10 protein-coding genes are annotated in these 15678 nt (G+C 33.6%); 4 read left to right on the forward strand and 6 right to left on the reverse strand.

The genetic code is table 11. The features are described from left to right. Positions 1–909, reverse strand: a complete 909-nt coding sequence (locus IW20_RS06095) for a GLPGLI family protein (RefSeq protein WP_035619846.1) — start codon at positions 907–909, stop codon at positions 1–3. Between the two features lie 252 nt (positions 910–1161). Here IW20_RS06095 and IW20_RS06100 point away from each other — a divergent pair, with 252 nt between their 5' ends. Both IW20_RS06100 and IW20_RS06105 read left to right on the forward strand, forming a co-directional pair. Next, positions 1162–1965, forward strand: coding sequence for a hypothetical protein (locus IW20_RS06100; RefSeq protein ID WP_035619847.1), 804 nt, complete (start codon positions 1162–1164; stop codon positions 1963–1965). Then, the gene (locus IW20_RS06105; RefSeq protein ID WP_035619849.1) at positions 1965–2579 is read left to right on the forward strand and encodes a deoxynucleoside kinase; all 615 of its coding nucleotides are present in this window, start codon (positions 1965–1967) and stop codon (positions 2577–2579) included. Before IW20_RS06100 ends, IW20_RS06105 begins: the two co-directional genes overlap by 1 nt. Before the next feature lie 102 nt (positions 2580–2681). Here IW20_RS06105 and IW20_RS06110 read toward each other — a convergent pair whose 3' ends face one another. The 5 genes from IW20_RS06110 to IW20_RS06130 form a co-directional block, all read right to left on the reverse strand. Beyond that, complete coding sequence (locus IW20_RS06110; protein ID WP_035619850.1) at positions 2682–5237, reverse strand: sodium-translocating pyrophosphatase; 2556 nt, start codon at positions 5235–5237, stop codon at positions 2682–2684. A gap of 112 nt (positions 5238–5349) precedes the next feature. Next, entirely contained in the window at positions 5350–5880 is a 531-nt protein-coding gene (locus IW20_RS06115; protein WP_035619852.1) for an inorganic diphosphatase, read from the reverse strand. 110 nt (positions 5881–5990) lie between these two features. Continuing rightward, positions 5991–6590 (reverse strand): DNA-3-methyladenine glycosylase family protein, encoded by a 600-nt coding sequence (locus tag IW20_RS06120; protein ID WP_035619853.1) that lies wholly within the window; start codon positions 6588–6590, stop codon positions 5991–5993. A gap of 417 nt (positions 6591–7007) precedes the next feature. Then, positions 7008–9509: a DUF5686 and carboxypeptidase-like regulatory domain-containing protein gene (locus IW20_RS06125; RefSeq protein WP_035619855.1), complete on the reverse strand. Its 2502-nt coding sequence runs from the start codon at positions 9507–9509 to the stop codon at positions 7008–7010. 63 nt (positions 9510–9572) lie between these two features. Beyond that, complete coding sequence (locus tag IW20_RS06130; RefSeq protein ID WP_035619857.1) at positions 9573–10553, reverse strand: pyruvate dehydrogenase complex E1 component subunit beta; 981 nt, start codon at positions 10551–10553, stop codon at positions 9573–9575. A gap of 474 nt (positions 10554–11027) precedes the next feature. Here IW20_RS06130 and IW20_RS06135 point away from each other — a divergent pair, with 474 nt between their 5' ends. Then, positions 11028–11774 carry an electron transfer flavoprotein subunit beta/FixA family protein gene (locus tag IW20_RS06135; protein ID WP_035619859.1) on the forward strand — a complete coding sequence of 249 codons (747 nt, stop codon included), beginning with the start codon at positions 11028–11030 and terminating at the stop codon, positions 11772–11774. Between the two features lie 780 nt (positions 11775–12554). Then, a complete protein-coding gene (locus IW20_RS06140; RefSeq protein ID WP_035619861.1) occupies positions 12555–15677 on the forward strand; it encodes a SusC/RagA family TonB-linked outer membrane protein in 3123 nt (1040 codons plus the stop codon). Position 15678: the final 1 nt, after the last annotated feature.

The following is a 15678-nucleotide window of genomic DNA, read 5'->3' on the forward strand; positions in this document are numbered from 1 at the left end:
TTATCGAACCATAAGAGTTGCAGCTCCGCCTGATCTACCACGATTAGGATGCATTTCTCGAAACTCTTTCATTTTCTTTGTAACAATTTCATCATACGCTTTCTGTGATGTTACTTTACCTGTTGTAGGTGCTTGTATCGCAACTTTATCTTTAGCGTTTAGAACAATTTTAGAACATAGTATAATGGTTCTCCCATCATTAATTTCTAATATCAAACCAGGCAAACCCCAATAATTCTCTGGACCTTGGTTTATCGGGATATCTGGCGTGTACCAAGCAGTTACAATTATATCTTTAGGAACTTCAAAACTCTCCATAAAGTTTGTTGCTTTTTCTTCCTTCTTAGGGGTTTCTTTGTTTTTAGATTCTTCTTTCTTTGCATCAGGCTTTTTGGGTTTAGCATTTCTAATATCAGCTTCGTTAACTGTTTTAACCATCGTTGCCTTGTAACACGTATATCCTCCTATTTGCTTAGTTTCTTCCTCCAGTTTCCATTTTATATTTGGTAATGAATCCACGACTAAAAATTCTTTCCCCATAAATTCTTTATCAACAGTATAATATCTAGTTTTTACATTCTTATAAAAAGTTCCACCATCGCTCATCATTGAACTCGCCATTCTAAGACCTCCATTTTGTTGTTCTCCCATATCGAGTTTTTCTTCTTCTTTATAAATCGAAGCCGACTGATCAAAATTGAGTATAAATGTTTTTTCGAGCATTTTTTTCATTTGCTCTTCCATGTCTTTTTGCATCTCGGGAGTAATATCTCTATTACCTGGCATTCCGTTAAATTTTGGTGCTTGTGTTTTAGACTCATAAATTGCCATTCCCTGAAAATCTTTTTGTGCCTGTGCCTGATAAAATCCAAACATCACAATAAGTGTAAAAAATACTTTATCCGTCATAGCTTTATATTTAAAGTGTTTCTATCTAATTATTAGATTATTAACCAAAGCTATTACTAATCTCAAAGTCTAAAAAAACTAATATATCAATTGCCTAAATCGATAGACAAATGTGGCTTTAAGTAAGATAATCCTAAAAAAGCCGTTCAATATATTAACCGTAATCTAAATATTTATGCTAAAGCAAATAGCAATTGAGTTTTTTTGTAATTTGGTCTATTCAAAATCAGAGCTATTAAAACCAAAACAATAATGTACAAAAACTTGATATTTCTGATTCTTATTTGCTCTTTTTCAGCAGCTTTTTCTCAGGATAAGAAAATCCAAATCTCTACAGTAAATAGTATAACTTTTGATGCTGATCAATTTTCAGGAACGGATTCTTTTAGTTTTGTTTATTTAATAAAAAACAACCGTTTTATAAAAACAAACGGGAAAGATGCTTACGAATATAAAAACATCTCTTTAGGAAAGATTACTAAAGCTGATTTAGAAAATCCGCTTAAAATTGTTTTATTTTATGAAGATTTCAATACGGTAGTTTTACTAGATAATCAGTTTAACGAGACTAATAGAATTAATTTTTCTAAAAACACAACTCCTATTCTTGCTTCTGGAATTGGAATTGCATCACAAAATCAGCTTTGGATTTACAATACATTAAACCAACAAATTGGTCTTTATAACTATTTAAAAGATGAGTATAAAACAGTTTCCACTCCACTTTCGGGAAACATAAAATACTATCAATCGAATTTCAACGTTTTTTATTGGGTAGACGAAAAGAACAATTGGTTTTCTTGTGACATCTTCGGCAAAGTTATTGCTCTTGGGAAAATACCCGATTTTGATGCTTTAACGATTCTTAACAACAATCAATATATTTACAAAAAAGCTAATTTGTTGTTTTTTAAAGACATCAGTAAGTCCGAATCAGAAGATCCTTTGCAAATTGAAATTTCAGAAAAAACGTTTGGGAATTTCTATTACAAAGACCAAATTTTATCTATTTTTACAATTGGAGGAATTACAAATTATAAAATCATAATACCGTAATGCACATAGCAATAGCAGGAAACATAGGCGCAGGAAAAACAACTCTAACCAAATTACTCGCTAAACATTTTAAGTGGGACCCCCATTTTGAAGATGTTGTAGACAACCCATATTTAGATGATTTTTACCATCAAATGGAGCGTTGGTCATTTAACTTGCAGATCTATTTCTTAAACAGCAGGTTCCGCCAAGTGCAACAAATTCGCGAAAGCGGCAAAAAAGTTATTCAGGACAGAACCATTTATGAAGATGCTTATATTTTTGCTCCCAACTTATATTCTATGGGTTTAATGACAAGTCGTGATTTCCAGAATTACACCTCATTATTTGAGCTAATGGAAACATTGGTAAAACCACCCGATTTATTAATCTACCTAAGAAGTTCTATTCCTAACTTAGTAGGACAGATTCATAAGCGCGGTCGCGAATACGAAAACACTATTTCTATTGATTATTTAAGCCGTTTGAACGAACGTTATGAAGCTTGGGTACAAACATACACGAAAGGAAAATTATTAATCATAGATGTTGATAATATAAACTTTGTTGATAATCCTGAAGATTTAGGAGATATCATCAATAGAATTGATGCCGAACTAAACGGATTGTTTTAAAACATAAAAAAATGCCTCTAAATATTTTAGAGGCATTTTTGTTTTATACAACATTGTCAAAGTTTTGAACTTTGACAATGTTAGTTGAGTTAAGTCATTTTCTTATTTCAAAGCATCAATTTGAGCATTAACCTCATCGGCTGTGCCTTTAAAAACTTTCTGTTCAACTTTACCGTTTGTAGTCGTTGTAACCGTTCCTACAACCTGACCATTCACGTTTACAATTTCTACACGCACTGCATCAGTTTTAGTGTATTTAGTTGTATCAAAACAATCCGTTTTTTTATGAAGGTATTTTCCGTTAGCATCATAGTTTGCTAAGCATTTTGCAGTTTCTTCTGGACTGCATCCTTTTTCTTTACACATTTGTGCGCATTCTTCTCTGGTCATTGTTGCCATTTTAGACATATCACATTTAGAATGCCCTCCATGCATTTCTGTTTTAGCGCAACAAGAACCTCCTTCTGCCATTCCCGACGCCGAATGTCCTTCACCTAATATCGGAGCAATTACCAATCCGATTAAGCAAGTTAATTTTATCAGGATATTCATCGATGGACCTGATGTATCTTTAAATGGATCTCCAACTGTATCTCCTGTCACGGCTGCTTTATGCGCATCCGAGCCTTTATATGTCATTTCTCCATTAATAAGCACTCCTGCCTCAAAAGATTTTTTTGCGTTATCCCAAGCTCCTCCTGCATTATTCTGGAAAACTGCCCAAAGAACTCCCGAAACGGTTACTCCAGCCATATAACCTCCCAACATTTCGGCAATTAATTGATTATTGCTTCCATAAACCAATTTCCCTAAAAGTACAATTGCAATAGGAAAACCTATTGTTAAGATTCCAGGAAGCATCATTTCACGTAAAGCGGCTTTAGTCGAAATATCTACACATTTTGCATATTCAGGTTTTCCCGTTCCTTCCATAATACCAGGAATTTCTCTAAACTGGCGACGTACTTCATACACCATGTCCATTGCTGCTTTCCCAACAGAATTCATAGCTAGTGCCGAAAAAACTACAGGAATCATTCCTCCCACAAAAAGCATTGCCAAAACTGGTGCTTTAAAAATATTAATTCCGTCAATTCCTGTAAAAGTTACATACGCCGCAAACAAAGCTAACGAAGTTAAAGCTGCCGAAGCAATTGCAAATCCTTTTCCTGTAGCTGCCGTAGTATTTCCTACTGAATCTAAAATATCTGTTCTTGTACGAACTTCTTTTGGTAATTCGCTCATTTCGGCGATTCCACCTGCATTGTCTGATATTGGTCCGAAGGCATCAATTGCTAATTGCATTGCTGTAGTTGCCATCATTGCCGATGCGGCTAATGCTACACCATAAAATCCAGCTAATGCATACGATGTCCAGATTGCCGCAGCAAATAAAAGTACCGTAGGAAATGTAGAAATCATTCCTGTTGCCAATCCTGCAATAACATTTGTTCCTGCACCTGTGCTAGATTTTTGTACAATTGCCAATACTGGTTTTGTACCTAATCCTGTATAATATTCAGTTACCGAAGAAATAGCTCCACCAACAATTAATCCAACAATCGTAGCATAGAATACACGTATTGATGAAATATCTTTAGAACCTTCGCCAAAGAAACTCATAGTCATGGTTTCTGGTAACATATATTGTACTAAGAAGAAACATGCTATTGCTGTTAAAACAATCGAAACCCAGTTTCCTATATTTAATGCTTTTTGCACTTGTGCTTCTTTTGCATTATCATCGGATATTTTTACTAATGTCGTTCCTATAATAGAGAATAAGATTCCGAAACCAGCAATTGCCATTGGTAACAAAATAGGTCCTATCCCTCCAAAAACATCCTGAATGTTTCCACCCATATCTTTTATCACATAGTTTCCTAAAACCATGGCTGCTAAAACTGTTGCAACATACGACCCAAATAAATCGGCTCCCATTCCTGCAACGTCTCCAACATTGTCTCCCACGTTATCTGCAATTGTAGCTGGATTACGAGGGTCATCTTCTGGAATTCCAGCTTCGACTTTACCAACTAAATCAGCACCTACATCGGCAGCTTTGGTATAAATACCTCCGCCTACTCTTGCAAACAATGCAATCGACTCAGCTCCTAAAGAAAATCCTGCTAATGTTTCCAGAACTTTGGTCATATCATCAGATGAAGTCCAAACTCCATTCATAAATACCTGAAAAAATACTATAAAAAAACCGGTTAACCCTAAAACAGCTAATCCGGCAACTCCTAATCCCATAACGGTTCCACCGCCGAAAGATACTTTTAATGCTTGTGGTAAACTAGTTCTTGCAGCTTGCGTAGTTCTAACATTGGTTTTGGTTGCTATTTTCATTCCCATATTTCCTGCTAATGCAGAGAAAAATGCTCCAAAAATAAAAGCTACTACTATTAATATATGTGTGGTAGGAACTATAAATGAAATTCCCGCTAAAACAATACTTGCTCCAATTACAAAAAAAGTGAGCAATCGATACTCAGCTTTCAGGAAAGCTAATGCTCCTTCGTAAATATGATCTGAAATGGCTTTCATCTTGCCATCACCAGCGTCTTGTTTTAACACCCAAGTCCTTTTTATTGCCATGAAAAGTAATCCTATAATTGCCATAACAATTGGCAAATAAATCATAAATGTATTCATAATTTTTAATGGTATTTTGGTTAGTATTAGTAATGTAACAAAACGAATTTAAACAAAAAAAGCAACACTCTTATCTAAGTGCTGCTTTTTTTATAATAGAATAGGATAAAAATTATTTAATACTAAATAATCCCTCTGGTTTATTTTCGATATCATTAAAACGTTTAGTACATTCTGCAATGATGTTAAATGCTTCTGTTACATCTCCCCAACCTTCTACATCTACTTGTTTGTTTTCAAGGTCTTTATAAACTTGGAAGAAATGCTCGATTTCTTTTAATAAGTGTGGATTAATATCCGAAAGGTTTTCTAATGAATTCCAGATTGGATCAGAAACTGGTACACAAATGATTTTTTCATCTGGTCCTTTGTCATCTGCCATATGGAAAACACCGATTGGTTTTACTTCCATAACACATCCTGGGAAAGTTGGCTCATTTACTAGAACTAATACATCTAGCGGATCGCCATCAAGAGCTAAAGTTTCAGGAATAAATCCGTAATCGGCTGGGTACATCATTGAAGAGAATAACATTCTGTCGAAACGCATTCTTTTTATTTCAAAATCGTACTCATATTTATTTCTGCTTCCTCTTGGTATTTCGATTAATACATCGAAAGTTGTTAGTTTGTCTGCGGTCATTTTCGTTTTTTATTTTTTCTATAATTTCGATTGCAAAAGTAGTCAAAGAATCCTTTTTTACAATGAAAAAATCCATTAATCTATGCACTTTTCTTTTAAAAAACAGGCAGTTAATAGGTAATAGTTCTTTTTCTTTTCTTTAAATAATAATGCCAAAGCAAATATGTAGCATAGGAACGATATGGACTCCATTCTGAGGTAAGCTTTTCCATCTCTGTTTTATCATGAATATCAAGTAATTCTTTAATTGTATTTACAACTGCAATATCTCCAAGAGGAATTAAATCGGGCTCTTGAAGACAAAACATCAAATAAATATCTATGGTCCAATTTCCGATTCCTTTTAGTTTTATAAGTTCTTCCCGAACTTCTTTGGCCGATTTGGTAGCCAGACTTTCAATATTGATTTCATTATTTAATATCGCTAAAGCTAATATTTTAATGTACGCTGTTTTTTGTCGGCTTACGCCTAATGTACGAAAATCTTCATCGGGTAAGATTGCTAATGTTTCGGGACTACAAATCGTATAAGCTTTTATTTTTAAGAATGTAGCTTTAGCTGAATCTATAGATACTTGCTGTTCTAGAATAAGCAAAACCAAAGTCTCGAATCCTTGTGGTCGTTTCGGGATTGGTGGTAAACCATACTCTTGTATGATTGCCTGAAAAATTGGGCTTTTCTCCGAAAGATAATCGATTGCTTCTTGCATACCTGTGAGTTTTTTAGCCCCGATAGAAGTGGAAATCCTTTTGTTTTTTCTTTAAGAAACAAAAGATTGAAACGGATAGCGGGAATAGCTCCTAAAATTAATTAAAAAAATCTCTTGAAATTTTGTTTTCACGCAGATTCGGCAGATTAAGCCGATTTTCGCAAATCTTTATTTGTTATATTCTAAATCTGTAGAATTTGCCTGAAAGTATTGAAGCTATTTAAAAAATCTCACAAAGACATGGAAGCGTAAAGTTTTATTTTCACGCAGATTTGGTAGATTAAAGAGATCTTTAATTAGCATTGGAAAAGAATAAATCTGCATGAAACAAATTATTAATCATACAAAAACGCCAGGTCTTAAGAAATTAAACTTAGTGACTTGGTGTTTTTACGAGATTATTTTTTTATCTAAATATTAGAAGTAGAATCCGAAAGATCCTTTTACTGCAAATTTATTCGCATCTGGTGTATTTAAGTAACTTCCTCTCCAAGAAAAATCGATACGGAATACTTTAAAGATATTCCCGATTCCTGCACTATATTCCCAATACACTTTTTCGGGTGCATTGTAAACTAAGCCTGATGCATTGATTGCTCTATTAGCATCAGAGATTGTTCCGTAAACTGCTTTGGCACCAATAATTTCTCTCCAATTAAGTTTACGCATAAATGGAATTCGAGCAAAAAGTCGTCCACCAAAATTATGATCCCATTGTAGAGTCGTGTATTGATCGGTTACAAACTCATAGAAATTTAAGTTACTAAAAGTATTCTCGATTGTAAAGTAAGTCTGGTTACCCGGGATTACACTCATTAATCCTAACGGAATTGTCCCGAATGTTTTTCCTGTTTCTAAGATAAGATTCGTACGCCCAAGAGGTCCAATAATAATAGGTTGCTTATAATACAACTGAACTTTTTCATATTTAAAATCACTATTCAGCACACCTTTAAAACCATGACTATAGTTTATAAAGAATCGACTAAACGGACTATCTACATTATTTCTTTCGACCCCAAAACCAATTGTTTTACGATTTGGCGTGTATTCTATCTGGATATTTGCTTCAGATTGTTTTACTTCATCTGCTATAACTCCCGCAGGATTTGCAGCAGTTGGTAAAGTCGTATAATAATCTAAACTAAAAGTTGGCGACGCTGACTCTAATGTACGGTATGATAATCCTACCTGAAACGTTAGGTTTTTTATTGGCTCGATTTCGGCAGCAACATTGGTTAAATTAATGTTGGTTAATTTCCCATTACTTCCTGTTGTAAATAAAGCCGATGAAGCAAAACTTCGACCTAAAACATCATTGGTAGTTGTTAAACTAGCTCCAATTTGTTCTACATCGCGCCTGTTCCCTCCCGAGATAATAAGACGATTCTTTTTATCAATCATCCATTTTCCCGAAACACCGTATTTAAATTTATTATCCTCAAACCCATAAGCGGTATATGCTTGTAATCGCCATGGATCATTTGGTCCAAAATACGTTCTTCCTCCTGCTCGTATACGCACTCCTTCGACTTCGTTATATCCAAATGTAGAAAATATAGGCCCAAAATCAAAATTAGGAAATCCTACATAACCACTACCAAGTATAGAAACTAAGTTATACAATTGCTTAAACTTCTTGACAGTTTGTAAGGTATCAAGCATTTTATAAACTCCTTGTTCATCTTTGGTCAGTTTTTCAAATCGGTTTTCTTCCCAATATTCATCGGATTTATTATAAACCTCATTGTCTATATAATTAACTTCTTCTTTATAAAAAGTAGTTGGTTTAGGAATATTAAACTTATGATCTCTATAAGATGTTGTTCGTTTTCCGTAAACCCCTTTAGAACTTTCTTTTTTGTTTAAAGCAAAATCCGACATCATATAATCTCTCGTAAGAAGAAAGATTGAATCACTTACTACATCAAATTCTTGCTCGATGTATACATCTTTTACCCAGTTAATATTGGCACTTTTAGTAACTGCCATATTAATTTTCTTGATTGCAAATGTGGTATCGTTTACCCAGAAATCTCCTTTAAAAGTCAATTCGTTTTTACGTCTTGGATAAAACACAATATTATAACACCATTTATTATCTATAAATGTACTGTCTTTTAAGACGTAGTTGTACACATCGATTCCTGTTGTAGATAATGGACTTGTAAAGCTTTTATCAAAAAATGTAAGGTGATTATCGTAGATATTATACTCGGAATACAAGTCTTTTACAAAAGATAATATTTGCTGGTTGTTATTAAACCCAGAAGTCTTACTTCCTTTTATTATCTCTTTTACTTTCTTTATATTATTATCTCCGTATACATCATACAAAGATTCATTTATAAAAATAGGTAAATATGTTTTTCCTGTAATTTTAGAAGTATCCACCTGTTTAAAGATGAATTCCATTCCTTTAAAAATCTTATTTTTCATGAAGGCACTATCAATGGTATTCATATCGAATTCCACTTTTTCGTACTTCTCCATTTGGTATTGTTTAAACTGATACAATCCGTTTTTACGTTTTCGTTCCCAGATTTTTCTAAGAATATCAAGCGCTGGATTATTCTTTTTAGAAGTTTTACCGGTATAGATTACCACTTCATTTAGGCTTTCGGCTTCGTTCAGTACTACTTTAAAATTGTAGTTTACTGCTTTCTCTAAAGTAATTTCTTTTTCAGAATATCCTGCCGATGCAATAATTATTGTAGTATATGTGTTGGCTGATTCAAGGTAAAAACGTCCATCTTCATTAGAAACAATTCCTATATTGGTTCCTTTAAAAACTACGTTTGCAAACGGAATCGGTTGATTGGATTTATCTAAGACGACTCCACTCACTTTTGTTTGTGCAAAAATGCTATCCACAAATGCGAATAAAAAAAACAGACTGAGTAAAATTATTCTTTTCATAATCCAAAAAAAAACTTCATCAAATAAGAAAATGATGAAGTTTTATTAGTATTGTTAATTTTCTTATTTTTTATACATTACCTTCTTTACTGCTTTTATAACATCACCAGCGTTTGGTAACCAGTCTTTAAGCAATACAGGAGAATAAGGTGCAGGAGTGTCTGCTGTTGTAATACGTTGTATTGGCGCATCAAGAAAATCAAAAGCTTGTTCTTGTACGATATAAGTAATCTCCGAAGATATACTTGCAAATGGCCAAGCCTCTTCAAGAATTACTAAACGATTTGTTTTTTTAACAGAAGCTAAGATTGCATCTTTATCCATTGGACGAACTGTTCTTAAATCAATAATCTCACAAGAGATACCTTCTTTAGCTAATTCATCTGCTGCGATATATGCTTCTTTAATAATTTTTCCAAAAGATACAATAGTTACATCAGTTCCTTCACGTTTAACATCTGCAACTCCTAGAGGAATTGTATATTCTCCGTCTGGAACTTCTCCTTTATCACCATACATTTGCTCAGACTCCATAAAGATTACTGGGTCATTATCACGAATTGCTGATTTTAAAAGTCCTTTTGCATCATAAGGTGTAGATGGAACTACAACTTTAAGTCCTGGTGTATTTGCAAACCAGTTTTCTAAAGCTTGTGAGTGAGTTGCTCCTAATTGTCCTGCAGAAGCAGTTGGTCCACGAAAAACAATAGGCACATTAAATTGCCCTCCTGTCATCTGACGCATTTTGGCAGCATTATTTATAATTTGATCAATACCAACTAAACAGAAGTTGAATGTCATATATTCTACAATTGGACGACAACCATTCATTGCAGATCCAACTGCAATTCCTGTAAATCCAAGCTCTGCGATTGGAGTATCAATTACTCTTTTTTCGCCAAACTCAGCAAGCATTCCTTTTGATGCTTTATATGCACCATTGTATTCTGCAACTTCTTCGCCCATTAAATATATGGATTCATCGTGACGCATTTCTTCACTCATCGCTTCGCAAATGGCCTCTCTAAATTGTATTGTTCTCATATTTTATATTGTATGTTGTAATTTTCTGAAAAGCAAAAATAAATATTTTAAATTACTTAAAAGCATAAATTTAGTTTAAAAAACATGAAGTCCTTGCCATATGGATGTTTTACTAGAACTTTAACTTTTGACTATCAAAATTTTCCAGTTACGAAATCGATATATTAACCTATAAAATAGTTATACCCTTCTTATTTATTTTTTATTTTGTTAGAAATCCCATTTTAAAGAAATAAAATTCAGCCAAAAAGACTCCGATAATTCTTTTTTTTATTTGTTATTGATTCTTTTTAAGTCACAAATATTTGCTTAATCTCCACTTTTTCAGACCTAAAAAACAAGATTCTTCAAAATTCTAGTGTCGTTTTACGAAAACGTAATAGTTTTCAGAAATATTATGCATGCATAGTAAATTATTCGGATTATATTTCTAAATTTGTGGAAACGTATTTAGAAATAATAAAATCTATACTTATGAAAATATTAGTTTGCATCAGTCATGTACCTGATACTACTTCAAAAATCAACTTTACCAATGGTGATTCAGAATTTGATACCAACGGCGTACAATATGTAATCAATCCTAACGACGAATTCGGTTTAACACGTGCAATTTGGTTTCAGGAGCAACAAGGTGCTACCGTTACTGTAGTAAATGTTGGTGGCCCAGACACAGAACCAACTTTACGTAAAGCATTAGCAATTGGAGCAAACGAAGCAATTCGTATCAATGCAAACCCAACTGATGGTTTCTTCGTAGCAAAACAACTTGCTGAAGTTATTAAAACTGGTGGTTATGATTTAATTATTGCTGGAAAAGAATCATTAGATTATAATGGTGGAATGGTTCCTGGAATGATTTCTGGAATCTTAGGATATAACTTCTTAAACTCTTGTACAAATATAACTGTTGATGGAACTAGCGTAAAAGCAGTTCGTGAGATTGACGGTGGAAAAGAAACTGTAAGCACTTCTTTACCATTAATCATTGGTGGTCAAAAAGGATTGGTTGAAGAAAAAGATTTACGTATCCCGAACATGAGAGGGATTATGACTGCAAGAACAAAAGCATTAGCAATTGTTGAACCAGTTGACGCTCCAGTAAATACTAAAGCGGTTAAATTTGAAAAACCAGCTCCAAAATCTGCAGTAAAACTAGTTTCTCCAGACAATTTAGATGAGTTAATTAATTTATTACACAACGAGGCTAAAGTGATTTAAGATTGTAGAATTTAGATTCTAGATTGCAGATTGCAATACTAAATCTAAAAATCAACATTTGATTCACTTCAAAATCTAAAATCAATAATCATTTTAGATTTCAATTTTTAAAATCTGAAATCTAAAATCTAAAATCTAAAATAAAAAAAAAAAAACGGACAACACAAAAACACAAACCGCTAATAAACAACAAATTAAAACATTTAAAAAAGTTACTAATTACCTCGCTCCTATTTATTTTTAAAAATAATTATGTAAATTTTTGGTTTTTATTATATATAATTTAACTTTGTCTATAGAATTAGTAGAGTTTAAATAAAAACAATCTATATTTTGAAAACAATCGAGAGAATATCTAACTACATCCTTCCTAAAGTATACACTTATAACACTTTCTGTTATATGTGCATCTGTTGCTAATTCTCATCGTAATATTTTCGTTTTCGCTTACCCATCATAAAACTATACTCATATATAGTTACAACTAAACGAATTTTATTAAATACCCACCTCAATAATCTTATTGAAAAACAAAATTCTATTCTTTACATCGATCGTAAGGAATGGCTTGGTGGAATAACATGTAAAAAACTAAAATAAATAATTAACTAAAAAAAGGAAAATGAAAACAATGAATAGAAGTTGCTGTAAATAAAAAAAGCCATTTCTGCGGCAACAGAAATGGCAGGCTTAAAAAAAATGTGAATCTCTTTATAAAGGAAACGATAGTTGATTTCTCAGCTTTCGCTATGCCTTTACTATTTAAACCAACACAAAGAAATGAAAAAAAAATTAAACATATACTCATTGCTATTACTTCTGCTTGTATCTGCCGGAATTAATGCACAAGACACCACCCCTCTTATACAATCTAAACTCGACGGAACCATAGTCGATGATATTACAAACCAACCCATTATAGGTGCATCTGTAAACATAAAAGGTACTACGCACGGAGTAGTTACAGATGCCGAAGGAAAATTTTATTTTCAGACAGGTCAAAAATTCCCATACACTTTAATAGTAAGTTATATAGGATATAAAAAAGCCGAAGTAATTGTTGAGAAGAATCCTATTACCATTAGTTTAAAAGAAGAACGCCAAGAGTTAGACGAATTAGTAGTTGTGGGATATGGAGCTCAGAAAAGGAAAGACATTACAGGTTCTGTAGCTTCTGTTCCTAAAGCAAATCTGGCACAGGTTACCTCATCGGCAGATAACTTACTACGAGGCGCAATTCCCGGAGTAGTTGTTACCCAAAGTTCTGGGCAGCCCGGAGCTTCATCTAGCGTACGTATTCGGGGAGGAAACTCGATTACGGCTGGTAATGAACCTCTTTATGTTGTAGACGGAATATTAATTTATAATGACAATAGTAATAGTACTGCCGGAGTAGCTTATTCGGGAGCAACGGTAAATGTGTTATCAACCATTAATCCTGGTGATATAGAATCTATTGAAGTCCTTAAAGATGCCTCTGCAACTGCCATTTATGGTTCTCGTGGTGCAAATGGTGTGGTACTTATTACTACCAAAAAAGGAATAAAAGGACAAGATAACATTTCGTATCAAGGCTATTTTGGATTTCAGAATGTATCTAAAAAATTAAACTTGATGAATGCCAGCGAATGGGCAAGTTTACGTAATGATGTTCAGGCAAGTATAGGACAAGCACCTTCATTCTCGCCTGCTCAAATAGAAGCTTTAAAAACTTCAGGAAATTATGATTGGCAAAAAGCAGCTTTTAGAACTGCAGCTCCTATCCAAAATCATCAATTAACTTTCTCTGGCGGAGATGATCGCTCTAGATATTCGATCTCAGCTGGGTATTTTGATCAAGAAGGTATTTTGCTTGGATCAGATTTTAAACGAATTTCTCTTCGCGCCAATTATGAAAGAAACTATTCTCAGGCTTTTAAGTTTGGTGTAAATGCTAATTATAGCAACTCGATATCTAATGGTGTCGGTTCTAATTCTAGCAGCAGACAACCAAATCCTTTAGTTGCAGCCTTGCTAATGGCTCCTGTAGTTCCTATCAAAAACGCTGATGGATCTTATAATATAACACAAAATCCTTACGCTACATCTGTTAATGGTTATATACCAAATCCGATTAATGATTTGGAAAATACAACCAATGAAACCAAAATTAATAGAATATTGACGAGCTTGTTTGGAGAATATAAAATAACGAAAGAACTAACTGCAAAAGTTGCTGTAAGTGGAGATGTTATTGGAACGAAACAAAATTATTATGCTCCGTCGTATACTACAAATGGTGCAGGAACAAAAGGGTTAGCTTCTGTAGGTGACCGATTAGTAAGTTCTGTATTAAATGAAAACACATTAAACTACAATACAACTTTTGGCGAAGACCACAAATTCTCTGCTTTGGCAGGATATACACTTCAATACACAGAAGGTGAAGTTGTGAATGCAGGTGCAAATACTTTTGTAAATGATGCCAATACTTACAACGCCTTACAAGATGGTGTGCCCGTAAAACCATACAGCGATGCATTCGAGAGTGTATTGAAATCATGGTTAACGAGAGTGAATTATTCTTATAGAGGCAAATATAATTTTACTTTATCTGCTCGTGCAGATGGATCTTCGAGATTTGGTTCAGAATCGCTTTGGGGATATTTCCCATCAGCAGGATTTTCATGGAACATTACCGAAGAGGAATTTGCCAAAAACATTAAAGGAGTAACCGAAGCTAAACTAAGATTAACTGCTGGAACAACAGGAAATCAGGAAATAGGAAATTATCTTTCTTTGGCTTCAATGGGTTCTGTTAATTATGCTTTTGGAGGAACTTTACAAACAGGATTGGCTCCTACCCGACTGGCAAATCCAGACCTAAAATGGGAAAAAACCAATCAATATAATGTAGGTTTAGATTTATCATTATTAGACAGAAGAGTAAATTTTGTTTTTGATGTGTATTACAAAAAAACAAACGATTTACTTATAAATGTACCAATTCCGCTTACATCAGGATATGCAACAGTACTACAAAACATAGGTGGTGTTGAAAATAAAGGTATTGAAATTGGTTTAACAACAGAAAATCTAAGAACAGAAAACTTCTCATGGAATTCTAACATTGTTTTCTCTGCCAATAAAAATAAAGTAGTTTCTATAGGAAATGGAGTTGACCAATTTTTTCCTGTAGTTCCAAATGGTTCTTTATTGCAACAACAACCTGTAATAGTAAAAGTAGGTTCGCCTTTAGGTACTTTTTGGGGATACAAAACCAATGGTATTTTTCAGACTCAGGAAGAGATTAATACGCAACCAAAAATAAATAGTCTTGCGAATACCAAAGTTGGAGACAGAAAATATGTAGATACTAACGGTGATGGAGTAATATCGGCTGCTGATAAAGGAGATCTTGGAAGCTCTCAACCAAAATTTGTTGGAAGTTTTAGTAATACAATTTCTTATCACGATTTCGATTTGAATTTCTCTCTACAAGGATCTTATGGAGGAAAAATATTTAATGCACTTAACCAACAATTAGAAATTTCAACTCTTGGTACTAATGCTGCAGCAACTCTAAATGATCGTTGGACTCCAACAAACCCAAGCAATGAAATTCCTAGAGCATCTAGTTCTCCGCTAGGTATAGTTTCGGAACGCTACGTAGAAGATGCTTCTTTCCTGAGATTAAAACTAATCACTTTTGGGTATACATTACCTAAAAGCCTTTCGTCTAAACTAGGAACAAAGAGCATTAAATTTTATGTATCTGCCGAAAACTTAATCACATGGACTAAGTACACTGGTTATGATCCAGAAGTAAGTTCGTATGAACAAAATAATTTATATCCCGGAATTGACTTTGGAGCTTATCCAAACTCTAAAACATTCATTTCTGGCTTGAACGTAACTTTCTAAG

It is taken from the genome of Flavobacterium hydatis, assembly GCF_000737695.1.
GTDB lineage: Bacteria > Bacteroidota > Bacteroidia > Flavobacteriales > Flavobacteriaceae > Flavobacterium > Flavobacterium hydatis.